Annotated in this window: 17 protein-coding genes; 9 read left to right on the forward strand and 8 right to left on the reverse strand. The window is 66.5% G+C overall.

Annotation, left to right across the window (positions count from 1 at the left end; genetic code table 11):
* Positions 1-130 precede the first annotated feature (130 nt).
* Genes DZC52_RS00025 through DZC52_RS00035 form a run of 3 tightly spaced genes read right to left on the reverse strand, consistent with a single transcriptional unit; the run spans position 131 to position 3,518 of the window.
* Positions 131-1,300: an ABC transporter permease gene (locus DZC52_RS00025; protein WP_116649071.1), complete on the reverse strand. Its 1,170-nt coding sequence runs from the start codon at positions 1,298-1,300 to the stop codon at positions 131-133.
* Positions 1,297-2,037: an ABC transporter ATP-binding protein gene (locus DZC52_RS00030; protein WP_116649072.1), complete on the reverse strand. Its 741-nt coding sequence runs from the start codon at positions 2,035-2,037 to the stop codon at positions 1,297-1,299. The genes DZC52_RS00025 and DZC52_RS00030 overlap by 4 nt, the downstream gene beginning before the upstream one ends.
* Entirely contained in the window at positions 2,034-3,518 is a 1,485-nt protein-coding gene (locus DZC52_RS00035) for an alpha/beta hydrolase (protein ID WP_116649073.1), read from the reverse strand. The genes DZC52_RS00030 and DZC52_RS00035 overlap by 4 nt, the downstream gene beginning before the upstream one ends.
* 97 nt (positions 3,519-3,615) lie before the next feature.
* Between DZC52_RS00035 and DZC52_RS00040 the strand changes: the two genes are divergently transcribed.
* From DZC52_RS00040 to DZC52_RS00050, 3 genes are all read left to right on the forward strand, one after another.
* A complete protein-coding gene (locus DZC52_RS00040; RefSeq protein WP_116649074.1) occupies positions 3,616-4,539 on the forward strand; it encodes an ABC transporter ATP-binding protein in 924 nt (307 codons plus the stop codon).
* Positions 4,536-5,321 (forward strand): ABC transporter permease, encoded by a 786-nt coding sequence (locus DZC52_RS00045; RefSeq protein ID WP_116649075.1) that lies wholly within the window; start codon positions 4,536-4,538, stop codon positions 5,319-5,321. Before DZC52_RS00040 ends, DZC52_RS00045 begins: the two co-directional genes overlap by 4 nt.
* A 247-nt stretch (positions 5,322-5,568) precedes the next feature.
* On the forward strand, positions 5,569-11,646 hold the full coding sequence (locus tag DZC52_RS00050) for a carboxypeptidase regulatory-like domain-containing protein (protein ID WP_116649076.1): 6,078 nt from the start codon (positions 5,569-5,571) through the stop codon (positions 11,644-11,646).
* 137 nt (positions 11,647-11,783) lie between these two features.
* Here DZC52_RS00050 and DZC52_RS00055 read toward each other — a convergent pair whose 3' ends face one another.
* Positions 11,784-12,212: a beta/alpha barrel domain-containing protein gene (locus DZC52_RS00055; RefSeq protein ID WP_116649077.1), complete on the reverse strand. Its 429-nt coding sequence runs from the start codon at positions 12,210-12,212 to the stop codon at positions 11,784-11,786.
* A gap of 118 nt (positions 12,213-12,330) precedes the next feature.
* Here DZC52_RS00055 and DZC52_RS00060 point away from each other — a divergent pair, with 118 nt between their 5' ends.
* From DZC52_RS00060 to DZC52_RS00070, 3 genes are read left to right on the forward strand one after another with little or no spacing between them, the layout of a single operon-like run.
* Entirely contained in the window at positions 12,331-13,869 is a 1,539-nt protein-coding gene (locus tag DZC52_RS00060; RefSeq protein WP_116649078.1) for an NfeD family protein, read from the forward strand.
* Positions 13,870-13,871: 2 nt separating this feature from the next.
* Entirely contained in the window at positions 13,872-14,639 is a 768-nt protein-coding gene (locus DZC52_RS00065; RefSeq protein WP_425451378.1) for a slipin family protein, read from the forward strand.
* Entirely contained in the window at positions 14,636-15,073 is a 438-nt protein-coding gene (locus DZC52_RS00070; RefSeq protein ID WP_116649080.1) for a DUF4920 domain-containing protein, read from the forward strand. The genes DZC52_RS00065 and DZC52_RS00070 overlap by 4 nt, the downstream gene beginning before the upstream one ends.
* 22 nt (positions 15,074-15,095) lie before the next feature.
* Here DZC52_RS00070 and DZC52_RS00075 read toward each other — a convergent pair whose 3' ends face one another.
* A complete protein-coding gene (locus tag DZC52_RS00075) occupies positions 15,096-15,935 on the reverse strand; it encodes an aldo/keto reductase (protein WP_220338226.1) in 840 nt (279 codons plus the stop codon).
* On the reverse strand, positions 15,932-16,480 hold the full coding sequence (locus tag DZC52_RS00080) for a gamma carbonic anhydrase family protein (RefSeq protein ID WP_116649081.1): 549 nt from the start codon (positions 16,478-16,480) through the stop codon (positions 15,932-15,934). Before DZC52_RS00080 ends, DZC52_RS00075 begins: the two co-directional genes overlap by 4 nt.
* A gap of 295 nt (positions 16,481-16,775) precedes the next feature.
* Here DZC52_RS00080 and argS point away from each other — a divergent pair, with 295 nt between their 5' ends.
* Genes argS through DZC52_RS00095 form a run of 3 tightly spaced genes read left to right on the forward strand, consistent with a single transcriptional unit; the run spans position 16,776 to position 20,195 of the window.
* Positions 16,776-18,533, forward strand: a complete 1,758-nt coding sequence (argS, locus tag DZC52_RS00085) for an arginine--tRNA ligase (protein WP_116649082.1) — start codon at positions 16,776-16,778, stop codon at positions 18,531-18,533.
* 1 nt (position 18,534) lies between these two features.
* Complete coding sequence (locus DZC52_RS00090; RefSeq protein WP_116649083.1) at positions 18,535-19,077, forward strand: SPOR domain-containing protein; 543 nt, start codon at positions 18,535-18,537, stop codon at positions 19,075-19,077.
* On the forward strand, positions 19,074-20,195 hold the full coding sequence (locus tag DZC52_RS00095; protein WP_116649084.1) for a patatin-like phospholipase family protein: 1,122 nt from the start codon (positions 19,074-19,076) through the stop codon (positions 20,193-20,195). Before DZC52_RS00090 ends, DZC52_RS00095 begins: the two co-directional genes overlap by 4 nt.
* A 43-nt stretch (positions 20,196-20,238) precedes the next feature.
* Here the strand turns inward: DZC52_RS00095 and DZC52_RS00100 are convergent, their stop codons facing one another.
* Together DZC52_RS00100 and DZC52_RS00105 are read right to left on the reverse strand one after the other, a co-directional pair.
* A complete protein-coding gene (locus DZC52_RS00100) occupies positions 20,239-21,525 on the reverse strand; it encodes a PQQ-dependent sugar dehydrogenase (RefSeq protein WP_116649085.1) in 1,287 nt (428 codons plus the stop codon).
* Positions 21,526-21,680: 155 nt separating this feature from the next.
* Positions 21,681-24,242, reverse strand: coding sequence for a fibronectin type III domain-containing protein (locus tag DZC52_RS00105; RefSeq protein ID WP_116649086.1), 2,562 nt, complete (start codon positions 24,240-24,242; stop codon positions 21,681-21,683).
* Between the last annotated feature and the right edge of the window lie 155 nt (positions 24,243-24,397).

Below are 24,397 nucleotides of genomic sequence, written 5' to 3' on the forward strand. Positions count from 1 at the left end.
CGACGTGTCGAGACCCCCGCACCGCCCGGTGGCACCAACCTCACCCAGGCTCCCAACCCCCAAAGCGCGGAACGAAAGAACGAAAGAACGAAAAAACGAACTAACGAAACCGGGGCGCGCAGCGCGCGCCCTACGCCGAGGTGAAGATCAGCCGCGGCCGATTGTAGAGCGTGCCGGCGACGGCGGCCAGGATGGCGGCCAGCAGTCCGGTCGTGCCCATCGAGAACCCGAACCAGGCCCAGTTGACCGGTTCCCCGCGTACCAGCTCGAGGATCAGCACGTTCTGGCTGAGGAGGGGAACGAGGGTCATCCAGGTTTCCGCGCGGCTCGGGTCGATCAGGATCCAGAAGCTGGGGATCATGGGGATGAGCACGACCATGCCCATGTAGCTCTGCGCTTCGCGGAAGCTCTTGGCGAAGGACGCCAGGATGGTGAGCAGCGCTGCCGCCAGCAGGGCGGCGGGTGCGACCAGCAGAAAGGCCAGGCCGGCGACGCGGAAATCGAGGTTGAGTGCGACGTCCATCGAGGCGACCGGCAGGAAGCCCATGGCGTAGACGAAGGCGATCAGGCCCAGCGCCAGCGTGGCCAGGGCGAAGAAGGTTGTGGCTCCGAGCTTGCCGGCCATGATCTGCCAGCGCGGCAACGGGTTGATCAGCAGGGGTTCGAGCGACTTGCGCTCGCGCTCGCCGGCGGTGGTGTCGATGGCCATGTGCATGGAGCCCATGAACACCGTGATCAGGATGAAGTAGGGCAGGAAGGCGAGCACCATGCCGCCGCGCGACTCGGGCGTGGAGAGGTCCTTGACCGTGACGTTGATCGGCCGGGTGATTTCCGGGTGTACGCCGCGAAGCTGCAGCCTGAGTTGGCTGACTTGCTGGCTGTAGCCGTTGAGATAGGCCCGGACGCGGCTGATCGACGCGCCGGTGTAGCGCCGCGACTGGTCGGCGATGATTTCCACCGGCGCCGGCCGGCCGGCTTCCCAGGCTTCGCCGAAGTCCGGCCCGATACGCAGGACCACTTCCTCGTCTTCGCGGCGCACGGCGCCTTCGGGATCCTCGGGTGCTTCCTCGATCAGTACGCCCTGGCGCTCGAGGAAGCCGATCAGGTTGGGCGCGTTCTCGGCGCCGACCACCGGCAGTTCGAGACGCGATTCCATTCGTTCGGCAGCCTGGCTGGCCATGAAGGAGATCATGACCGCGAAGATCACCGGCCCCATCAGCGGCCCGATCACCAGGGTGTTGAGAATCACCCGGCGGTCGCGGAAGTTGTCGAGCAGTTCCTTGAGGAATACGGCGATCATGCGAGCAGCCCCTCGGCGGATCCGATGAGTTTGACGAAGGCGTCCTCGAGATTGGCCTCGCCCGAGCGCTGGAGCAGCTCGTCGGCCGTGCCCTCGGCGGCGACCTTGCCGTCGGCGATGATGACGATGCGGTCACACAATGCGGCGACCTCCTGCATGATGTGCGTCGACAGCACCACGCAACAGCCCTGCTTCTTCAGTTCCCTCAGGAATTCGCGCAGGGCGCGGGTGGTCATGACGTCGAGGCCGTTGGAGGGCTCGTCGAGCAGGACGGTGCGCGGGTCGTGGATGAGTGCGCGGGCGATGGCCACCTTGACGCGCTGGCCCTGGGAAAAGCCCGTGGTGCGGCGGTCGATGAACTCGCTCATGCCCAGGATCTCGGTGAGCTGTTCGGTGCGGCGCTCGATGTCGGCCTTGCCCAGGCCGTGCAGCTTGCCGTAGTAGCGGATGTTCTCGCGGGCGGTCAGCCGGTCGTAGAGCCCCCGGGAATCGGGCACGACCCCGAGCGCGCGCTTGATCGACAGCGGCTGGACTTCCGGGTCGATGCCGTCGACGCGCATGTGGCCGGAATCCGGGCGCAGCAGGGTGTAGAGCATGCGCAGGGTGGTGGTCTTGCCGGCGCCGTTGGGACCGAGCAGGCCGGTGATTTCGCCGTCGCGCGCGGTGAAGCTGACGTTGTCGACGGCAACGACCTTGCCCTTGTTGAAGGTCTTGCGGAGATTCTTCGCTTCGATCATGGCGCCGGTCCGAGCAGGTCGAGAAAGAAGGGTTCGTGGCCGATGCGTTCCATGCACTCGACTTCGAGGTCGTCCACGCTGGCCTCGCGCACGAACTGCGTGGCGATCGAACTCATGCAGGGGTTGGTCATCACGATGTGACCGCGCCCGTCGGCGATGAGGTGCCGGCTGTTGGAAAACTGCGCGGCCGCCTCGTTGCCGTAGGTCGGCGGGGTGACCGGGTCGAGTTCGCCGGACAGCAGCAGCACCGGCACATCGCTGTCGAAGGGCTCGTGGAAGTCCGCCGGCGCCTCGCCGGCCGGCCACCATTCGCAGACCTGCGCATAGACTTCGGTCATGCTGTTGCCCAGCAGCGTTTCGGACTGATCGTTCTGTTCGGGCCACACCGGCCAGTCCTCGCTGCAGCCCACCGAGAAGTTGAGCCCGATGGCGATCATGTCGTTCATCCGGTCGGTGACGATCATGGCCTGGCTGGCCAGGCGCTCCGGGCTGCCGGTGCGGGCGGCCTCGTGCACCAGGTAGGGGATCATCATCTGCGTTTCCGGGTTGTAGGCCAAAAAGCGCAGCGCGCTCGCCAGCACTTCCCGGTTGAACGGCAGGTCGATGCCCTGGCCGGTACGCGGATGGGTGACGACGATGTCCCGGGCGTTGTCGCGGTAGCGCGCCTTGAGTTCGGCGAAGGCTTCGCTGAGTTGAGGGAAGGCTTCGGCGCAGTCGGCGGTTTCACGGCAGTCCTCGAAGACCTTCTCCAGCGCCCGGTCGAGCATCATCGCGTGCTCCGAGCCGAGCGCCAGGCGTGTGGGAACGACGCCGTCGAGCACGACCGTGCGCACGCGATCCGGGTAGTTGCGCAGGTAGACCTGGGCGAGGCGGGTGCCGTAGGAGCCGCCGACGAGATTGAGGCGTTCGAAGCCGTAGGCCTCGCGCAGGGCGTCGAGGTCGGCGGCTGCCTGCGTGGTCGTGTAGAACTCGACCTGCGCATCCCATTCGGCCAGGCAGGCCTTGAGCTGTTCGTTGAGTTCCGCCCAGTCGGGCTGCAGCCACAGCTCGCCCTGGTCGTCGAAACTGCACTCCAGGGCGTTCGAGCCCCCGGTGCCGCGCTGGTCGAGAAAGATCAGGTCGCGCTCGCGGTTGAGCTCGTGCAGCGCGGCCTGCATGATCGGCAGCGCGTCGCGCGCCGACTGCCCGGGGCCGCCCGCCAGGAAGACGATCGGATCGGCCAGGACGGTGCTCGCGCGGGCCTGCTTGACGGCAAAGGCCAGCTCGAGCTGCCGGCCGTCCGGCTCGGCGGGGTTTTCCGGCACGGTCAGCGTGCCGCACAGGGCGGAGGCCGTCAGCCGGCCGCCGCCGGCCGAGAGCTCGCACTTGGAAAGGTCCGCCCAGCGGTCGTCGACGCGGGCTTCCTGCGCTGACAGCGGCGTGACGGCGAGCACCAGAAGGCCGGCGCCCAGAGTGGATCGAAATCCGGATTTGATTCCCACGTGTTAGAACCCAAGATGTAAAGAGCCCGGCACGGCAGGCCGGGGACAGCCTGCTATTCTGCCTTGCTGCCCGACCGAAACCAATAGGCCGATTGTCATGAATGCGCTGGAAGTCCGCGACCTCAGGAAGGTCTATCGCAACGACGTCGTCGCCCTGCGGGGCGTCAATCTCGAAGTCGCCGAGGGCGATTTTTTCGCCCTGCTGGGGCCCAACGGGGCCGGCAAGTCGACCCTGATCGGTATCGTCAGCTCGCTGGTCAATGCCACCTCCGGAGAGGCGAGGGTCTTCGGCATCAGCGTGCAGAAGGAGCGCTCGCGCGCGATGGCTCAGATCGGGCTGGTGCCGCAGGAGGTCAACTTCAACCAGTTCGAAAAGCCCTTCGACATCGTCGTCAACCAGGCCGGTTACTACGGCGTGCCGCGTCGTATCGCCCGTGAACGCGCCGAGCACTACCTGAAGAAGCTCAGCCTCTGGGACAAGGCCTTCGGTCCCTCGCGCCAGCTCTCCGGCGGCATGAAGCGCCGCCTGATGATCGCCCGGGCGATGGTGCACGAACCGAAGCTGCTGATCCTCGACGAGCCCACGGCCGGGGTCGACATCGAGATCCGCCGCTCGATGTGGAAGTTCATTTCCGAGATCAACGAAGCCGGCACGACCGTGATCCTGACCACTCACTACCTCGAGGAAGCCGAGAACCTGTGCCGCAACGTGGCCATCATCGACCACGGCGGCATCATCGAGAACACGTCGGTCAAGGCGCTGCTGGGCAAGCTGCAGGTCGAGACATTCGTGTTGGACCTGCGCGAGCCGATCGACAGCCTGCCGGAAGTCGACGGGATAGAGATCATCAAGCGCGATGCCAGCACGCTCGAGGCCAGCATTCCGAAATCGCGCAGCCTCAACCGCCTGTTCCGGGTGCTCGAGGAGCAGGGCGTCGAGGTCATATCGATGCGCAACAAGGCCAATCGCCTCGAGGAGCTGTTCATGCGCCTGGTGGGCATCGACGAGGAGGCGGCATGAGCGTCGACGTATCCGCACACAGCTACTGGATCGGCTACAAGACCATCCTGATCAAGGAAGTCACGCGCATCCTGCGAATCTGGCCGCAGACCCTGATCCCGCCGGTGATCACGATGACGCTCTATTTCGTCATCTTCGGCTCGATCATCGGCCGGCGCGTGGGCGAAATGGGCGGCATCGACTACATGGAGTTCATCGTGCCGGGCCTGATCATGCTGTCGGTGATCACCAATAGCTACGGCAACATCACCAGCTCGTTCTTCGGGGCGAAGTTCGGCAAGCACATCGAGGAGCTGCTGATCAGCCCGCTGCCGCCGTGGATCATCCTGGCCGGGTACGTCTCCGGGGCGCTGTTCCGGGCGCTGAGCGTGGGTTTCCTGGTCTGGCTTGTCGCCGGGTTTTTCTCGGGCTTTTTCATGCACAACGCCCTGGTGACCATCTCCATCCTGGTGATGACGGCGGTCGTCTTTGCCCTGGGCGGGTTCATCAACGCCATCTACGCCCAGAAGTTCGACGACATCGCGATCATCCCGACCTTCGTGCTGCAGCCCATGACCTACCTCGGCGGGGTGTTCTTTTCGGTCGGCCTGCTGCCGGGGCTGTGGGAGCAGGTGGCGCTGGGCAACCCCATCCTCTACATGGTCAACGCGCTTCGCTACGGCATGCTGGGGATAACCGACGTGTCGCTGGGCCTGGCGTACTTCATGATCGTGCTCTTCGGCACCCTCCTGGGCGGCATCGCGTTGTTCCTGCTCAAACGGGGAACCGGCCTCAGAACCTGATGGTGGCCGGCATAGCCGGACTCCCCTCTACTTGTGTGACGGCCATCACATTTTAGCCGGCGCTGATTTGACGCGTTGGTGTGCATCCCGTATTTTGCGTGATCCAATGGGGAATTCGTAGTTCGGAAACCGTCCGGTTACCGGCCTGCGGAAAATGGACAACGCGAGTCGCTCCGGGGGGCAGCGGCGACCCGGTCAGTAGATCGGGCGCAGAGACTCGCAAGACGCAAACTAACTGGGAGTACCAATGAAAATCAGATGGTTGATGGCGATAGTCGCCCTGATACTGGCAGCCGCGATATCCGTCCCGGCCGCCGCTCAGGGTGTCAAGGCCTCCGATTCCAGCGAGCGGAGAAGTCCGCAGCAGGAAGAGGTCTACGTGGACCCGCAGCTGGCCACGAATCTCAAGTCACGCGGCAGCGCCCGCATGTTCATCTACATGAAGGAAAGCGCGGACCTGTCGCCGGCCTTCGGGATGGACTGGGAGGAACGCGGCTGGTTCGTGTACCGCACCCTCAGGGATCTGGCTGATCGCAGCCAGGCGGACATCAAGGCGCAGCTCGACAGTCTGGGCGCGGATTACCGCTCCTTCTGGATCGACAACGTCATCGCCGTCAAGAACACCGACCTGAACATGCTCAACGCGCTGGCCAAGCGCGGCGATGTCCAGGCCTTGGTCCAGGAGCCGGTCGGGTTCATTCCCGAGCCGGAGAACAACGCCGAGACCAAGAACCAGATCAATGCGGTGGTCGCCAGCGTTGCCCAGATCAACGCCCCCGACGCCTGGTCCCAGGGCTACACGGGCCAGGGCGTTTCGGTCGGCATCATCGATTCCGGCACCCGGTACACGCACGAGGCCCTGGTCAACCAGTACCGCGGCAACCTCGGCGGCGGCGTGTTCGACCACAACTACAACTGGTTCGACGACGGCGGCAGCACCGAGCCGCAGTGGCCGAACCCCCACGGCACGCACGTTTCCGGCACGGCCGTCGGCGACGACGGCGGCGCCAACCAGATCGGTGTCGCACCCGGCGCCGACTGGGTGTCCTGCCTGGGCTGCACGAGCACGAGCTGCCCCGGCACGAATCTTCTGGCCTGCGCCCAGTTCATGGCCGCGCCGACCGACCTGGCCGGCAACAACCCCGATCCGAGCCAACGCGTCCACGTCGTGAACAACTCCTGGGGCGACTGCGGTCAGTCCTACGACGGTTGGTACCAGGGTTCGGTTGACGCCTGGATCGCCGCCGGCGTCGTGCCCGTCTTCTCCAACGGCAACGCCAGCAACTGCGGCTACAGCGCCCCGCCGGGGCTGAACACGGTCGGCAACCCGGCCCGCTACGGCTCGGTCCTGGGCATCGGCTCGACCGGCAACGCCGACGGGCAGTACGCCAGTCACTCCAACTGGGGTCCCACCGACGATCCCAACGACGGCACCGACCCGACCCTGCCCGACCCGATGGGTTACAACGATCTCAAGCCGAACGTCGTGGCCCCGGGTGTGAGCATCTGCTCGGCCTATTCGACCGGCGACGCCAACTACACCTGCGGCTTTACGGGCACCTCGATGTCCTCCCCGGCCGCCACCGGCGTGATCGCGCTGATGATCAGCGCCGCCCCGAGCCTGGCCGGCGACTACGCCACCCTCGGCACGCTGCTGATGGAAACCGCCAACCCGGTGCCGTACGACTCCGGTGAAGGCGGCGAAGGGCCCGGCAACGTGCCCAACTACGCCACCGGCTGGGGCGAGATCGACGCGCTGGCCGCCGTCACCGCCGCCGCGGCCCTCGAAGGACCGCAGGGCGACCTGACCGGCACCGTGACCGACAACAACTCGGGCCTGCCCATCGCCGGCGCCGATGTCGTGATCACCAATCCGAATCCGCCGCCGCCCGAGTGGTCGGCGAGCACCGACGAGAGCGGCGAGTTCGCTCTGACGATGTCGGAAGGCACTTTCGACGTCGACGTCTCGGCCTACGGCTACCAGGCCGCGACCGAAACCGGCGTGAGCATCGTCGAGAACCAGACGACCGACATCCAGGTTTCGCTGGTGCCGGCCGCCACCTACGAGGTGAGCGGTGTCGTGACCGACAACACCACCGGCTGGCCGCTGCACGCCGAAATCGAGATCGACGGCTATCCGAACAGCCCGATCTACACCGACCCGAGCGACGGCAGCTACTCCGTGACCCTGCCCGAAGGCATGGCCTTCGACTTCACCGTCACGGCCCTGAGCGGCGGATACGACTTCGCCACCCGCACCGTCGGCCCGCTGACCGGCGCCCAGACGGAAGACTTCGCGCTCGACGCCGACCTGGTGGCCTGTAGTGCGCCGGGTTACGGCAATACTGCATCGACCGTGCTGACCGAATCGTTCGACGCGACGAGTGCGCCTGCCGGCTGGACTGTCGAAGACTACGATGGCGGTGGTCAGACCTGGAGCTTCGACAATCCCGGTGGTCGCGCCAATGAGACCGGCGGTTCGGGCAATTTCGCGATTGTCGACTCCGACAATTACGGCCTTGGCGGTAGCCAGGACACCGGCATGATCACGCCGGCAATCGACCTCAGCGGTGCCGTGAATGCCGAAGTTTCGTTCAACTACGACTTCCGCAATATTGGTGCTACCGCAGAGGTTGACGTCAGCACGGACGGCGGCTCCAGCTGGGCCAACGAGTGGTCCCTGTCATCCCAGACCCGTGGTCCCGTTTCGGCGAGCGTGAACCTGGCGGACTATGCGGGTGAAGCCAGCGTGCAGCTTCGATTCCGCTACAGCGATGCCTCCTGGGACTACTGGTGGCAGGTTGATGATGTCGAAGTGATCGAGTTCGGTACCTGTGGACCCGCCATGGGTGAACTGGTCACCGGCCGCGTTACCGACGCCAACGACGGCAGCGCCCTGATCGGCGCCACTGTTTCGGTGGACGGCACCTCGCAGTCGACCGTGACCGGCACCTCGATGGACCCGGCTCTGGGCGACGGTGCCTACAATCTCTTCGTGCCGGCCGGCAGCCAGACCATCACGGTCTCCGAGACCGGCTACGAAGACGGCACGCTCAGCGACACCTTCGTTAACGGCGCCGCGCGCCGCGAAGATTTCGCCCTGAACGCCGGCCGCCTGGCGGCCCAGCCGCAGTCGCTGTCGCAGACGGTGACCTTCGGCCAGAGCGATGACGGTTACCTGGTGCTTGTCAACGACGGCACGGCAGAGGCGACGGTGAACCTGTCCGTCAGCCATCCCGCCAACCAGGACTTCGAAGGCAGCTTCGCCCCCGCGGGCTGGCAGGTCCAGAACCTGGGCGGCGATTGCGTGTGGAACCGCAACGACACCGACGGACGACCGAACTATGCCGGCGGCGACGGATTCTCGGCAAGCGCCGACTCCGACGTCTGCGGCAGCGGTACGACCATGAACACAGCGCTGGTTTCGCCGTCCTTCGCGGTGACCGCCGGTTCCTCGCTGGACTACGTGGTTTCCTATAATCACCTCGGTTCCAGCTATCTGAACGTCGACATCAGCACCGACGGCGGCTCCACCTGGACCACGCTGCAGAGCTACACCGCCGACGAGTCCGACGAAGGCCCGGGTACGCCCGAAAGCCTCGACATCAGCGCCTACGACGGTGAAACCGCCCAGGTCCGCTTCCACTACGAGTCGCCGGGCTGGAACTGGTGGGCCCAGGTCGACCAGATCGATGTCGCCAACGTCGACTGGCTGACGCTGACGCCGGACAACGGCACTTTCGCCGACGGCCCGGTCACGTTCTTCGAGACCTTGAACGTCACGCCGACCTTCAACGCCGCGGCCCCGTCGATCACGACGCCGGGCACCTACCTGGCGACCATCGTGGTCGAGAACGACACGCCCGGCGGCACGATCGAAGTTCCGGTCGAAATGATCGTCGAGCCTGCCGCCAATCAGGCGCGCATCGCCGGCACGATCAGCAGCCTCGGCTACTGCGACGGTGATCCGGTCCCGCTGGCCGGCGCCAACGTGGAAATCGTCGGCGGCTCGACCACCTTCAACGTCACCAGCGGCGGTGCCGGCGGCTACGAGCTCTGGCTCGATGTCGCGGAAGGCCCGCTGACCCTGACGGTCAGTGCGCCGGGCCACGAGGATCGCGTCCTCAGCGGCGTTCCGCTGACGAGCCAGTCGACCACGACGCGCGATGCCGAGCTGCGGACGAGCACCCCGTGTGCGTCTTCCTCGCCGGCCTCGCTGTCGACGACGCTCCTGCCGGACGAAACCGACACCCTGAGCATGACGCTGACCAACGACGGCGCCGGCGACCTGAACTGGAACGAGTACACGTTCAGCGGCAACGTCACGCTGATCGACCAGGTCGACAACGGCAACGACGGCATCGTCAGCGACCGCTTCACCGGCCTGCCCGGTTCCACCGGCGCCTACAGTGCCGAGGACTTCTCGGTCAACGGTGAGGGTGTGGTCGAGCTGACCGCCGACGGCTTCACCGGCAGCGCCAACCCGGCTATCGAAACCTTCGCCACCGAGATCGGCTTCTACATCTACCCCGATGCCGGCGGCGTACCGGCCGGTCACCCCGAGGACGGCGGCGGCACCGAAGCCTTCTCCTATGTGGGGGCTCCGGGCGATGCCGCGATCACCATCGTGGACGACTCGCTGACGCTCGACGTCAGCGCCGTCAACGGCGGCGATCCGCTCGACCTGTCGGCCGGCAGCTACTGGCTGGTGGCGTACGCGACCGTCCCGGGCACCGAAGGTGATCCGCGCTGGAACTGGTATGCGGCCACCTCCGGCGAAGGCGCCTCGCCCCAGATCATCACGCCGGGCTCGGCCTTCGGCGGCTCGTTCCCGAACTGGACCTCGCTGCCGGCCGGAGTGGACCCCGTCTTCTCCAGCATGGCGATGAACGTCCAGGGCTTCCTGGAGTGCGGTGCCAGCTGGATCACGGGTCTGACCCCGGCCAGCGGCGCTGTTTCCGGAGACTCGTCCGATTCGATCGATATTGGCATCGACTCGACGGGCCTGCTGCCGGGTGAGTATCAGGGCACCGTCTGCCTGCAGACCGATGACGCGAACAACGACACGATCGTCATTCCCGTCACCCTGACCGTCGATGCGCCGGCGAGCTTCGCGACCGTCGAAGGCAACGTCATGAGCCTCGGCTACTGCGATGAGGACGTGCAGCCCGCGCAGGGCGCTTCGGTGACCATCGACGGTGCGGTCAGCAGCTACAACACCACGACCGACGCCAGCGGCAACTACAGCGTGTCGATCGACAGCGCCGAGTCGCCGGTTGACGTGTCGGTGTCCTACGCCGGCCACCTGCCCTCGAACGTCACGGGCGTTGCGCTCAGCGCCGGTTCGACCTCGACGGTGGACTTCAGCCTCGACCTGGATGCCGCCTGTGCGCAGGCCGATCCGATGTCGATGGGCCCGGTCATGCTGCCGGATACCCAGGAAGTCGAATCCCTGACGATGTACAACTACGGGGTCCAGCCCTACGACTGGACGCTGGAGTTCGACGGCATCAACAACGGGATCAACGGCACCACCGACGTGGTGGCCGGAGGCGGCTTCGAGGAAGGTACGCCCAACAGCAGCTGGGACGAGGCGTCCGACGCCTTCGGCACCCCGCTGTGCGATGAGGGCAGCTGCGGTCTCGGCGGCGGCACCGGCCCGAACAGCGGCTCCTGGTGGGTCTGGTTCGGCGGGCTCGACGAAGCCGTCGAGACGGGCTCGGTGACGCAGGCGGTGACCATTCCGAACGGTCCGAGTGCGGAACTGTCGTTCTTCCTCGAGATTCCGACGGCCGACGTGAGCGGCAGCCTGGAAGTGACCCTGGACGGCGACCTGCTGTTCTCAGTGAGCGAAGCCGACGCCGCGTCCTACTCGACGTACCAGCAGGTGACGGTCGACGTCAGCAGTTATGCCGACGGCGGCACCTACGACCTGCAGTTCTACGGCGCCACCAACTCCCAGACGGTGGATGCGGTCACGAACTTCTTCGTCGACGACGTCAGCCTGGTGGTTCAGCCGGCCGGCGACTGCTCGAACCCGCAGGCCATCGGCTGGGCCAGCCTGGACACCACGTCGGGCACGGTCACGCCGGGTGGCAACGCCAGCGTCAACGTCACCTACGACAGCACGGGCCTGAGCGTCGGTACCTACGAGGCCAGCCTGTGCTTCGACACGACGGACCCGATGGCCGGCGACAACGGCCTGATCATCATTCCGGTGATGATGGACGTCACCCAGGATGAGGTGTTCTGGGATCGCTTCGAAGGCACCACGGTGACCGGCGAAGAGGATCCGAGCCGCTTCCTGCGCAAGCGTCCGGAGTAATCCCGCGCTGACCTCGTCCCCCTACGAGGACGAGACACAAAAAAATCCCGGTCGGACTTCCGGCCGGGATTTTTCTTTTTCTGCTTGGCGAATCGGCGGGGCAGTCCCCGTGAGAACATGCCCTCAAGGGTAGATGTTCAGATCTTGATGCCCCCGCCGGGCCCCATGCCGCCGGAGCCGCCGGGTCCTCCCTGGCCGCCCATCCCGCCGAACTGGCCGCCGCCTTCCTGGCCGGGCACCATGATCGAGGACTGGGCTTCGCGCTGCAGGCGCTTGAGCTCCTCGATGGTCTCCTCGACCGCTTTCTCGGCGGCCTCGGGAAACTGGCGGACGGCTTCGGAAAGCGACTCGACCTCGAGTTCGAAGTTGATCGGCAGGGCGCCTGCGGGGCTCATCACCTGCGTCTGCCCGACGTAGCGCACCGAACGCGACGCATCGTCTTCACCGTCGGCCGTCACCGGCGTGAGTCGCTGGATCGTGCCCACGTGCCGATCGCTGAATGTCTCTTCCCGGTAGAGCGACTCGCCGTCCATGGCCAGCTGCTCGCGCATGCTGCTTTCGTTCATTACTTGCTCCTGGTTGGGATGCTGTTGCGATGTCCTGTCTGGATGTTGGGGGCGCGGGCGTACGGATTCAAAGCGCGCACGTTGCGATCACGCCGGCAAAGCTCTAATGTAGAACGTGATGAATCGCACTGAAAACCCCCGCATCCGAGTGCCGGTCGCCGGCCGTTGGCTGACGGCTTTCGCCGTGCTCTTTCTTGCCCTGGCGTCCATTGCTCAGAGCCCGCCCCCCGACGCCAGTGGGCAGGGCGCGCCCGTCGTGCACGTGCTCGCCGTCGACGGTGCCATCGGACCGGCGACGCGCGACTACATCGTGCGCGGCATCGAGGAGGCCGAGGCGGCCGGGGCGGCGCTGGTGGTCCTGCAGCTCGACACGCCCGGCGGTCTCGATGCCTCGATGCGCGACATCATCAAGAAGATCCTCAACGCCCGAGTGCCCGTGGCCACCTGGGTCGGCCCGCCGGGCGCACGCGCGGCCAGCGCCGGCACCTACATGCTCTACGCCAGTCACGTGGCGGCCATGGCGCCTTCCACCAATCTCGGCGCGGCCACGCCGGTTCAGATCGGCGGCGGTGGCGGCGGCGACGAGCAGCCGGGGTCGCCCATGGAGCGCGCGCGCGAAGCCCTCGATGAACCGTCGGCCGAGGAATCCGGCGGCAACGCCGCAGAGGGCTCGGCGACATCGGGCGATCAGGGCGGCGAGGTGACCGCCGAGAGCCAATTGCCGCGGGAGGAACAGGCGCCGCGGTCGGGCGACGCCATGACTCGCAAGGCGGTCGAGGATGCCGTCGCCTACATCCGCGGCCTGGCCGAACGTCACGGCCGGAATGCCGACTGGGCCGAGCGCGCGGTACGCGAAGCGGTCAGCCTCACGGCCTCCGACGCCGCCGAAATGAATGTCATCGACCTGGTCAGTCCGGACATTCCGGCGCTGCTCGAGGCCATCGACGGCCGCGAGGTTCGGATGGCTTCCGGCCCGCTGGCGCTGGCGACGGCCGGCGCCGGCATCGTCGAGAAGGAGCCGGACTGGCGCAATCGTTTCCTGAGCGTGCTGACCAATCCCACCCTGGCCTACATCCTGCTGATGGTCGGTATCTACGGCCTGATTCTGGAAGGCTACAATCCGGGCGCGCTGGTGCCGGGCGTGATCGGCGGCATCTGCCTGCTGCTGGCGCTCTACGCGTTCCAGATCCTGCCCGTCAACTACGTCGGCCTGGCGCTGATGCTGCTGGGTTTCGCGCTGATCGCCGTGGAGTTGTTCGTGCCTTCGCTGGGCATCCTCGGCATCGGCGGGGTCGTTGCCGTGGTGGTCGGCTCGGTCATCCTGATGGACAGCGACGTGCCGGGCATGGGCATCAACACCGGGCTGATCGCCGCCATGGGCCTGGTCTCCGCGTTGCTGTTCCTCGTGATTGTCTACCTCGCGGCCAAGGCGTTCCGGCGGCCGCAGGTGGCCGGCCGGGAAGCGCTGCCCGGACACCGCGCCGAGGCGATCAGCGATTTTCACGACGGCGAGGGGCGGATCCACCTCGAGGGCGAGGACTGGAGCGCCGAATCGGAACACCCGATCGCCAAGGGGCAGGAAGTCGAGATCATCGACGTCGACGGCCTGGTTCTCAAAGTGCGTCCCATCGAATCATCCGAAGGAGCGACACCATGAACATCGACACCGTTTCGTTTCTTGGCACCGCGCTGGTCCTGCTGGTCCTGCTCGTGGCCAATACCATCAAGATCCTGCGCGAGTACGAGCGCGGGGTGATCTTCACGCTGGGGCGCTTCACCAAGGTCAAGGGCCCCGGACTGATCATCGTCATTCCCCTCATCCAGCAGATCGTGCGCGTGGACCTGCGCACCATCGTGATGGACGTGCCGACCCAGGACGTGATTTCCTTCGACAACGTCTCGGTCAAGGTCAACGCGGTGGTCTACTACCGCGTGATCGATCCGGAAAAGGCGATCATCAACGTCGAGCGCTACATGGACGCGACCAGCCAGCTCGCCCAGACCACGTTGCGCTCGGTGCTGGGCAAGCACGAGCTCGACGAGATGCTGGCCGAACGCGACAAGCTCAACGAGGACATCCAGAAGATTCTCGACCGCCAGACCGACGGCTGGGGCGTGAAGGTCACCAACGTCGAGATCAAGCACGTCGACCTCGACGAGTCGATGATCCGCGCGATCGCCAAGCAGGCCGAGGCCGAGCGCCAGCGCCGCGCCAAGGTGATCCATGCCGAAGGCGAACAGCAGGCCTCCGAGAAGCTGGTGGAGGCCGCCACGAAGCTGGCCGAGGCGCCGGGCGCACTGCAGCTGCGTTACATGCAGACCCTGACGGAGATTGGCGGCGAACAGAACACCACCGTCGTCTTTCCCCTGCCGATGGATTTCATCAGGCCATTCATGGACGGCCTGGACAAAAAGGAGAAAACGTGAACAAGACCCTGACCGCCTGCGCCCTGATCGGCCTGCTGACCACGATTTCCGTAAACGCTTCGGACTGGTTCGGAACAGCACCCGAGACGAACGCCGACCCGACCGACGTGGCTGTGCTCATGGCCGATCCGCAATCCAGCCTGGACCAGCGGCTGACGGTGTCGGGCCGCATGACTGACGTGTGTACCAATCGTGGCTGCTGGGCCGTGTTCGAAAACGACGGAGAGATGCTGCGCATCGTCGCACGCGACCACGGCTTTGCCATTCCCGCCGACCTGCGGGGGCCGGCGATCGCGCACGGCGTCCTCGAGCGCCACGAGATGTCGCCGGAAACCGCCGAGCACATGGTCACCGAGGACGGCGCCGACCCGGGCCTGCTCGAGGACCCGGTCGCCTACCGCCTGGTCGCCGACGGCGTGAAGGTCATGCCCTGACGCGGCGAGCCGGATTACCCGGTCAGTCGTCCCACTCGGGGGAGAGGCCCTCGGGCTTGCAGATCCGGCGCTTCTTGTCGAGCTCGGCGATGCGCGCCTGGTCGTCTTCGCTGAGCTGGAAGTCGAAGATGTCGAAGTTGGTCGAGGCGTGGTGCGGGTTGGAGGTGGCCGGAATGGCGGCGACCCGATCCTGCTCGACGAGCCAGCGCAGGGCGACCTGTGCGGCGGTCTTGCCGTACTGCTCGCCGATGTCCCACAGCACCGGGTCGTTGACCGTACGCGCCTTCGCCAGCGGCATGTAGGCGGTCAGGATCAGGTTGTGGCGCGCCAGCACGCGTCGCAGCTTGTCCTGGCCCAGATAGACGTGGTATTCGACCTGGTTGGTGGCCAGCTGACCCTCGCCGCAGAAGGCGACGGCCTGTTCGGTCTGGTCGATGGTGAAGTTGCTCAGGCCGATGTGCCGCGTCAGGCCGTCTCGCCGGGCCCGCATGAGCGCCTCCAGGGTGGGGTTCATGCCGTTGCCCCCGAAAACCGGCCAGTGCAGCAGCAGCAGGTCGACGTAGTCGGTCTGGAGCCGCTTGAGGCTGCCCTGGACCGAGCGGATGAAGGCCGACGGGTCGTACTGGTCGACCCACACCTTGGTCGTGATGAACAGGTCCTCCCGGCGCACGCTGACCCGCTTGATCGCGCGCCCCACGGCCGCCTCGTTGCGGTAGATCTGGGCGGTATCAACGTGCCGGTAGCCCAGCTCGAGCGCATGCGGGAGGATCTCCTCGACGGTGGCTTCGTCGAGCTCGAAAGTGCCGAAGCCCAGGGCCGGCATGTTGACGCCATTTGCCGCGATTGTCGGCACATCGTTCATGAACTTTCCCCCTCGTCCAGATATTGATCCTTCAGCCGAACGTAATGCGCGGCCGAATATCGAAGCATTTCGAGCTCGCGCTCGCTCAGTTCCCGAACCGGCTCGGCCGGACGGCCGCGATACAGCCGTCCCGACTCCAGCCGCTTGCCGGGGCTGACCAGACTGCCGGCGGCCAGCATGACGTCGGCGGCGATCTCGGCGCCGTCGAGCACCAGGGCGCCCATGCCGATCAGGCAGCGGTCGCCGATCGTGCAGGCGTGCAGGATGGCGCCGTGACCGACGGTGATGTCCTCGCCGAGGACGAGCGGCAGGCCGCCGGGTGTGTAGGGCCCGTCATGGGTGACGTGGCAGATCGTGCCGTCCTGGATGTTGCTGCGCGCGCCCACCCGGATCTTGTTGACGTCGCCGCGCAGCACCGCGCCCGGCCAGACGGAAACATCGTCGCCCAGCTCGACCCGGCCGATCACGCTCGCGGCGGGGTCGACCCAAACCCGGGCTCCCAGCGTCGGTTGCAGGCCCTGCCAGGCCCTGGTGGAGCGGCTCACGTTCCGTTTCCCTCGCGATTTATGCACATTGTCATGGCCCCGTAAAGGAAACAGGGGCTTAACGCGCCGTAGCTAACAGTCAATTCGCCTTTAACCTGCAAGATATTGTTTTATTTATTGTTTTCAATCTGTCGAAAAAATGACCAAAGTGCTGCGGGCGCGCTCGTGACGGGGCTCGGACGGCTTGTTCCCGGACTTGTTCACACAGTTTTCCACAGGCTCTGTGGATAACCTTGCAATCACAAGCCCCGTGCGCATCGTTACAATACCTGCTGTTTCTGCAGTTTGGCAAAACATGCGCGCCCACATCGAGGAATTGATCAGCCAGGCCCTGGGGTATCTCAAACGCGAGGGCCAGCTGCCCGCGGAGCTCGACCCACGAATCGAAATCGAACATACCCGCGACCGCAGTCACGGCGACTACGCCTGCAACATCGCCATGGTACTGGCCAAGCGGGCCTCGATGCCACCGCGTGAACTGGCCGAGAAGCTAAAGGAGCGGTTGCCCGCCTCCAAGCGCGTGTCCCGCGTCGAGGTGGCCGGGCCCGGCTTTCTCAACTTCTTCGCCAGCAACCATTATCTGAAGGTCGTCCTGCGCGACATCCTGGCCGAGGGCGAGGGCTACGGCCGTGCGCCGGAGGGCAGCCGCGAGGACGTGCTGATCGAATTCGTCAGCGCCAACCCCACCGGCCCCCTGCACGTGGGCCACGGTCGCGGGGCGGCGTACGGAGCGAGCCTGGCGGCGATCCTCCAGGCCGCCGGCCACCGCGTTCACCGCGAGTACTACGTCAACGACCACGGCCGTCAGATGGACATCCTGGCCGTTTCGGTCTGGCTGCGCTACCTCGAGCTCAGCGGCGAGAAGGTCGGTTTCCCGGCCAACGGCTACCGCGGCGACTACATCTACGACATCGCGCGCGAGGTGCGCAAGCGCCACGGCGACGACCTGCGCCACGCCGGCATGAAGGTGTCCGAGGGCCTGCCCGCCGACGGGCCCGACGGCGACTCCGAAAAACACGTCGACGCACTCATCGCCCGCGCCCGCGAGCTGCTCGGCGAGAACGGCTATGAGGCCTGCTTCCAGGCTGCGCTGGAGACCATGGTCGAAGACATTCGCGAAGACCTCTCGGCCTTCGGTGTGGAATTCGAGCGCTGGTTCTCCGAACGCGAGCTCGAATCCAGCGGTGCGCTGGCGCGCGCGCTCGACAAGCTCGACGAGCAGGGCTGGCTCTACGAGAAGGACGGCGCCAAGTGGTTCAAGGCCACCGAGCTGGGTGACGACAAGGACCGAGTGGTCGTTCGCGAGAACGGCCGCACCACCTACTTCGCCTCCGACGTCGCCTACCTGCTCGACAAGCTGGGCCGCTGCAGCGGCACCTCGCTTTATGTCTTCGGCGCCGATCACCATGGCTACGTGCCGCGCCTGAAAGCCGCCGCGGCCGGCCTGGGCGAGAATCCCGACCGGCTGGAATTCCAGCTCGTCCAGTTCGCGGTACTCTACCGCGGCGGCAAGAAGGTGCAGATGTCGACGCGTTCGGGCAGTTTCGTGACCCTGCGCGAGCTTCGCGACGAGGTCGGCAACGACGCCGCGCGCTACTTCTACGTGATGCGTTCGCACGAGCAGCATCTCGACTTCGACCTCGACCTGGCCAAGTCGCGCGCCAACGAGAACCCCGTCTACTACATCCAGTACGCGCACGCGCGCATCATGAGCGTGTTTCGCGAACTCGACAGCCGCGGCCTGCGCCACAACCAGGCCATCGGCGAGGCCGCCGTCGAACGCCTCGAGACCGATCATGAACAGGAGCTGCTGCGCATGGTCGGCCGCTTCCCCGAGCTGATCGAATCGGCGGCGCGCCAGCGCGCCGCGCACGTGCTCGCCCACTACCTGCACGACCTGGCGGCCGGTTTCCACTCCTGGTACAACGCCACGCCGTTCCTGGTCGACGACGAGGACCTGCGCAACGCCCGCCTTAACCTGGTCGCGGCGGTCGGGCAGGTCCTTCGCAACGGCCTGGGCCTGATCGGCGTGTCCGCGCCGAAGGAAATGTAGGGTGGCGAGACGACAGGCAAAACGCGGCGGCTCGACGGCCGGCGGCGGCCTGCTGACTTTCGGTGCGGGTGTGGTCTGCGGCCTGGTGCTGGCGACGCTGGCCTGGCTGGCCGGCTACCTGCCCGGGCGCGACGATCCGGACGGACCGCAGCAGCCGTCCGGACGAGACGAGCCGCCCATCGCCGAGGAAGTCGCCGGCGAGCGCAGTCGCCAGTACGACTTCTTTACCGTGCTGCCCGAGCGCGAGGTGGTCGTGCCGGAAGAGGAAATCGCCGAGCGCGCCCGCGAACGCAGCAGCGAGACGGCCAGCCAGGGCCCCTACGTCCTGCAGGTGGGTTCGTTCCGGTCCGGCGAGGACGCCGAGGGCCTGCGCGCACAGGTCACGCTGCTGGGCCTCGACGCCCGCGTGCAGTCGGTGACCGTCGACGACGTCACCTGGCATCGCGTGCGGGTCGGTCCCTTCGAAAGCGCCCGCGAAGCCGACGGGGCGCGTCGTCGCCTGCTCGACAACGGCTTCGAGGCGATGGTGCTCAGCGGCGGATGAGCCGGGAGTCGCACGCCGCACTGGTCCTGCCCGGCGGCGGCGCGCGCGGCGCCTACCAGGTCGGCGTGCTGAAAGCCGTCGCCGAACTGCTCGGCGAGCACAAGACGCCGTTTCCGATCATCACCGGCACCTCGGCCGGCGCCATCAATGCCGCGGTGATGGCCTCCCACGCCGGAGACTTCGCCTACGGCGCGGCCCGCCTCGAGCATTTCTGGGGCAATTTCCGTTGTCACCAAATCTACCGCACCGGCTGGCTGCACAACCTCGGTCGCGGCCTGCACTGGCTGGCCTCGATGACGCTGGGCGGCCTGGGGGTGGCCAACCCGAAGTCCCTGCTCGACAACCGGCCGCTCGGGGACCTGCTCGAACGCGAACTCGACACCGAGGGCATCGAGCGCTCGGTCGAGTCCGGCCTGCTCAAGGCCCTGCTGGTGACCGCTTCGGGATACACATCGGGGCGGGCCGTGACCTTCTTCCAGGCCGACGATCGCATCGAGGGCTGGCAGAAGGGAAAACGCATCGGCCGGCGCGCCCGGATCCGCCCGGCCCACCTGCTGGCCAGTGCCGCGCTGCCGCTGCTGTTTCCCGCCGCCCGCATCGGCCACGAGTACTTCGGCGACGGCGGGATGCGCCACACCACGCCGCTGAGCCCGCCGATTCGCATGGGCGCCGATCGCATGCTCATCATCGGCACGCGCGACGTCCGGCCCGATCCGGAGCCCGCCGAGGATGTCGCCTATCCATCGCTCGGCGAGGTGGGCGGCTACCTGCTGGACGTGATCTTCATGGACTACCTGACCAACGACCTGGCCCGGCTCGAGCGCATCAACCGCACGCTCGAGCAGGTCCCCGAAGATCGAATGGAGAAGACCGGACTGCGCCCGGTCGACACCCTGCTGATCCAGCCCTCGACCGACGTGCGGGAAATCGCGATGCGCCACCGCCACCGCGTGCCCGCCAGTGTCCGGACCCTGCTCAAGGGCGTCGGCGCCTGGGGCGAGGGGCGGCTGCCCAGCTACCTGCTGTTCGAGGCGGAGTTCTGCCGCGAGCTGATCGAGCTGGGCTACCGCGACGGCCTGGCGGAGAAGGAAAGGATTCGCGAACTTTTCGCGCAGTGACGAGCGGCCGGACGCAACCGGCCGCCGCCTGGAGTCCTTCCGCCTACTGTTCGAAGCGATCCTGGAATATCAGCCCGACCGGGCTGGTGTCGCCTTCGAAGCGGAAGATGCCGCCGGAGCGCACGACGTAAAGATTACCGGCCTCGTCTTCGCCGAAGCTTCTCAGGTCGGGTGCGCTCACCGGGAATTCGCTCTCGGTCCAGCCGCCGTTGTCGGGATTGGCGAACCAGATCTGACCGGAGCAGTAATCGCCGTAGATGTAGGTTCCAGTAAGGCTGTCGACCGGCCCGCGGTAGCGATAGCCGCCGGTGACCGAACACTCGCTGCCGCTGCGCGAGTAGCTCAGCACCGGCAGGGTCGAGCCGGCGAGCGGGCAGGGGTTGCTGGTGCCGCTGGCGAATTCGGCTTCGCAGACGTCCCATCCGTAGTTCCGACCGCCGGCATCCTCGGCGGGCTCGAAATCGATCTCCTCCCAGTCCCACTGGCCGACGTCGCCGATCCACAGGTCCCCGGTGTCGCGGTCGAAGCTCCAGCGCCAGGGATTGCGCAGGCCGTAGGCCCAGACCTCACCGCAGGCGTTCGGATCACTGGCGAAGGGGTTGTCCGCGGGCACGGCGTACTCGGCCGAGCCGTCCAGGTTGGCGGCGCAGAGATTGTTGCTGCCGGCCGGGGTGGTGCTGTCGACGTCGATGCGCAGCATCTTGCCGAGCAAGGCGGTCGTGACATTGTCCTTGCAGCTGCCGCCGGTCTGGCTGTTGTCGGGATCGAGGGTCTGCGCGCGGTTGCAGGGGTCGTTGCTGCTGCCGCCGTCGCCCATGCCGATGTAGAGATAGCCGTCCGGGCCGAAAACCAGGTTGCCGCCGTTGTGATTGGAGAAGTCCTGCGTGACGGTCAGCAGGATGCGCCGGCTGTTGGGGTCGACCTGGTCCGGGTCGCCGGCGCTGACCTGGTATTCGGCGATCACCGTGTCGCCGTTGGGCACGCCGGCAAGTCCGTCGGCGGTGAAGTTGACGTAGAGCAGGCCGTTGGAATTGAAATTCGGGTGAAAGGCGAGGCCGAGCAGGCCGCGCTCGCCGGAGGCCGAGGTCAGGCCGGTGATGTCGAGGAAGTTGCCCGACTGGACCTGATCGTTCTCGACGATCTTGACGATGCCGCCCTGCCGGACGACGAACAGCCGGCCGCTGCCGTCGCCGGCATGGACCAGCCCGAGCGCGCCGCTGAAGGTGCCGGTGGGGAGTACCTCCTCGAGCGTGACGTCGCCCGGAATCTGCGCAAACAATGAGGTGGCGGAAAAGAGGAAGCTCAGGAGAAGAATGCGAAGCGCTGGCATGGGTCCTTCCTTCGTGTCGATGAGTGAGGCACCCCCTATCGCATCAACGAGTATAGGCCAAACACGAAGCTTCGATCTCGTCTCGTCGGCTGTCGGCGGATAAAGAAAAAGGCCGGGATGTCCCCGGCCTTTCTTGCCAGTCCTTCGGCGTTTCCTCAGGGCGCCGGCGGCGCCTCGAAACGGTCGAGGAAAATCTGGGGCGGCTGGCTGCAGGCGTCGACCTGCAGGTCGTCGACGTGCCAGCCGATCTGCCGGATGATGGCGTTGCTGCCGAAGCGGAATCTCAGTCGCACGCTTTCACCGGCCTGGTCGGAGAGATCGACCGAATAGCGCTCCCAGGTGTCGCGCGGGTCGCCGCACCAGGCCGACGCGCCTTCGAGCGGATTGCTCGAGCCGGACTCGATCACCCCGTCGTAGGCCCGGACCTGGATATCCGAGTCCGGAACCTGCGCCCAGCTGTTGCCGTCGTCGGTGGAGATCTCGAGGATGCCGCCGTCGAAGCAGCCGCCGGAGGAAGACTCGATGTCCTGCCAGGTGCGGAAGTTCAGGTAGACGCCGACCGCCGAGGCGGGCAGGGCGATCTGCGGCGAAACCAGGCGCTGGTCGGACGTGCCGGATACGCTCTCGGCGAAAGCCGAGCGCGACCCTTCCCAGGCACGAGCGTCAGACGCGATCCAGGTGACGCTGCCGCTCGAGCCCGCCGTGCTCCAGCCGGCGGGAATGCCGGCGTCCTCGAAGCCCTCGGACAGGAGATTCTGGGTCTCGGTGCCGAGCGGGCAATCGCCCGGGCCGGCCTGGGTGGTGAAGCTCGTCGCATCCGACCAGGCCGCGTCTCCGCACTGGTTGCCGGCGCGAACGCGCACGTAGTGGGTGGTGTTGGTGTCGAGCGCGGCACTCACCGTGTGCTGGGTCGCGGCTTCGACCGCCGAATAGACGACATCGTTGAAGGCGGCGTCAGTGGCGATTTCGAGCTGGTACTCCGCGGCCTGCGCCACCGAAGTCCAGCTGATCGTCGGCGTGGCCGGCACGTTGATGGCGCCGTCGGCCGGGCCGGTGATGGTGGCGGCCGCAGGCGCCGCATCGGTCAAGGTCACCGAGAGGTTGCGCGAGACGTCGATGCCGCCGCCGCTGCCGGCCAGCTCGAACTGGAAGGTGCCGGTGCCGGCGCTGGAGAGGTTATCCAGCGTCAGGGTGGTGCTTCCCGGCGGGGTTACGGGGTTGACCGAGAAGGACGCGGTTGTGCCGGCCGGCGTTCCGGAGGTGGACAGATTGACCGGGTCCGAGAAGCCGCCCGAGACGCTGAGACTCACGGGAATATCGAGCGGGTCGAAGCCGCACTGGGCCAGGCTGTCGGAGGCGAGATCGAAATCCCAGGAGGCGGGGTCGGTACCGTCGATGCCGTCCGGATTGGTTCCACCGGGATCGAGCCAGTCGCGCAGGCGGCTGGCCGCGGCGCTGCCGTCCCAGGCGATCGCGAACTTGCCGTAGCAGTCGTATTCCTGGTTGCCGCAGGCGGCCAGGCCGCCTGAGAGAAAGCCGACCAGGCGCTTGTTCTGGGGATGCCAGATGCCGGAGCCGGAAGAGCCCGGCTCGGTCGTGCCGTCGTCCCAGAAGGGGATTTCCCAGTGGGTGTTCGGCGTGCCCGGGCCGCCGATGCAGCTGGCCGTGGTGTCGAGATTGGATTCGGCGAAGCTGATCGCCTTCTCGTCGGTGCTCGGATGGTGAATGGCGACCGCGCCGCCGGGTTGGGTGTTGGTGCGATCCCAGCCGGCGTAGTGCACGTTATAGGCCTCGGGCGGCTCCTCCTCCAGTTCCACGAGCGCCATGTCGACGTCCGAACGGGATGCGCGGTAGATGGCGCCTGACTGGCTGTCGGCCAGCGAACCGCCGCTGAGCGCGCCGCAAGTGGGCGATTCGAAATTCCAGTAGACGACCATCGACTGGTCGTTGCCGGTGCTGATGCCGCAGTGGTTGGCGGTCAGGAACCAGGGCGTGAGCGAGGTCGGCACGTCGTTGATCAGCGTGCCGGTGCAGGTCCAGATGCCGTTGAGCGTGTAGACGCCGACGCTTCGGATCTCGTCGCGCCAGGGATCGCCCTCCGGACAGACGACGTCGTTGTTGCAGCTGCCCTGCCGAACCATGTAGGGGCCGCCCTGGCGACCGAAGAAATCACGGTAGCCGCCAGAGACCTGGGCCAGGGTGAGCTCGGGTGTGGCGACGCCGGCCGGCACGAAGACTTCGATGACGGCAGAATCGCCCGGAATCACGGGAGTCCAGAATTCGCCGTGGTCGGCGTTCCGGTCGCTGTCCCAACCGCCCTGGAAGAACGTCCGTGCGGCGTCGTAGATGTGGAGGCGCGCGCCTTCGCTCAGGTGTAAGTCCGTAAACCCGAAGCTGAGGTCGGTTGCACCCGGCACCTCGATGGCCAGGCGCCAGATCCGGTCGCCGTTCGGCAGCGTGGCCCAGCGGCCGCTGTCGGCTAGCGTCGCGCGGCTGGAGAAGGGCTCGGCGTACTGGAGCGGCTCGCCCAGCTTGGCCGGGTCGGCGTCCCGCTCGCGCAGCTGGACCGGATCGATGGAAGGAAAGACTTCGGCCGGAAGGTCGCCCGACAGGCTGTCGGCATCGGTCTGCCAGCTCATGGGAGGCTGGCGATCGCCGGCCGCGAAGGCGGTGGCCGAGATAACGCCCAGAATGAGCGCGATGAAGATTCTTTGCATTTGGGTGGAGCTCCTCGTGTTTCGCCCGGTGGGACGCCCCCAAGGGTGATATCGGATTGACGAAACGCCAGAGGATATCGGATGCCGGGCGCGGATGCATCCCGCCCTCGGTGCCCGGTGTCGTGTTTTCGCTCGCAAAGCCGCAGCGCGGACGG

It is taken from the genome of Wenzhouxiangella sediminis, assembly GCF_003410055.1.
GTDB lineage: Bacteria > Pseudomonadota > Gammaproteobacteria > Xanthomonadales > Wenzhouxiangellaceae > Wenzhouxiangella > Wenzhouxiangella sediminis.

Coding starts and splice junctions, on each gene's coding strand:
- DZC52_RS00040 (WP_116649074.1), top strand. CDS start 3,616: ATGAATGCGCTGGAAGTCCGCGACCTCAGGAAGGTCTATCGCAACGAC.
- DZC52_RS00030 (WP_116649072.1), bottom strand. CDS start 2,037: ATGATCGAAGCGAAGAATCTCCGCAAGACCTTCAACAAGGGCAAGGTC.
- DZC52_RS00105 (WP_116649086.1), bottom strand. CDS start 24,242: ATGCAAAGAATCTTCATCGCGCTCATTCTGGGCGTTATCTCGGCCACC.
- DZC52_RS00075 (WP_220338226.1), bottom strand. CDS start 15,935: ATGAACGATGTGCCGACAATCGCGGCAAATGGCGTCAACATGCCGGCC.
- DZC52_RS00055 (WP_116649077.1), bottom strand. CDS start 12,212: ATGAACGAAAGCAGCATGCGCGAGCAGCTGGCCATGGACGGCGAGTCG.
- DZC52_RS00100 (WP_116649085.1), bottom strand. CDS start 21,525: ATGCCAGCGCTTCGCATTCTTCTCCTGAGCTTCCTCTTTTCCGCCACC.
- DZC52_RS00095 (WP_116649084.1), top strand. CDS start 19,074: ATGAGCCGGGAGTCGCACGCCGCACTGGTCCTGCCCGGCGGCGGCGCG.
- DZC52_RS00045 (WP_116649075.1), top strand. CDS start 4,536: ATGAGCGTCGACGTATCCGCACACAGCTACTGGATCGGCTACAAGACC.
- DZC52_RS00050 (WP_116649076.1), top strand. CDS start 5,569: ATGAAAATCAGATGGTTGATGGCGATAGTCGCCCTGATACTGGCAGCC.
- DZC52_RS00025 (WP_116649071.1), bottom strand. CDS start 1,300: ATGATCGCCGTATTCCTCAAGGAACTGCTCGACAACTTCCGCGACCGC.
- argS (WP_116649082.1), top strand. CDS start 16,776: ATGCGCGCCCACATCGAGGAATTGATCAGCCAGGCCCTGGGGTATCTC.
- DZC52_RS00060 (WP_116649078.1), top strand. CDS start 12,331: ATGAATCGCACTGAAAACCCCCGCATCCGAGTGCCGGTCGCCGGCCGT.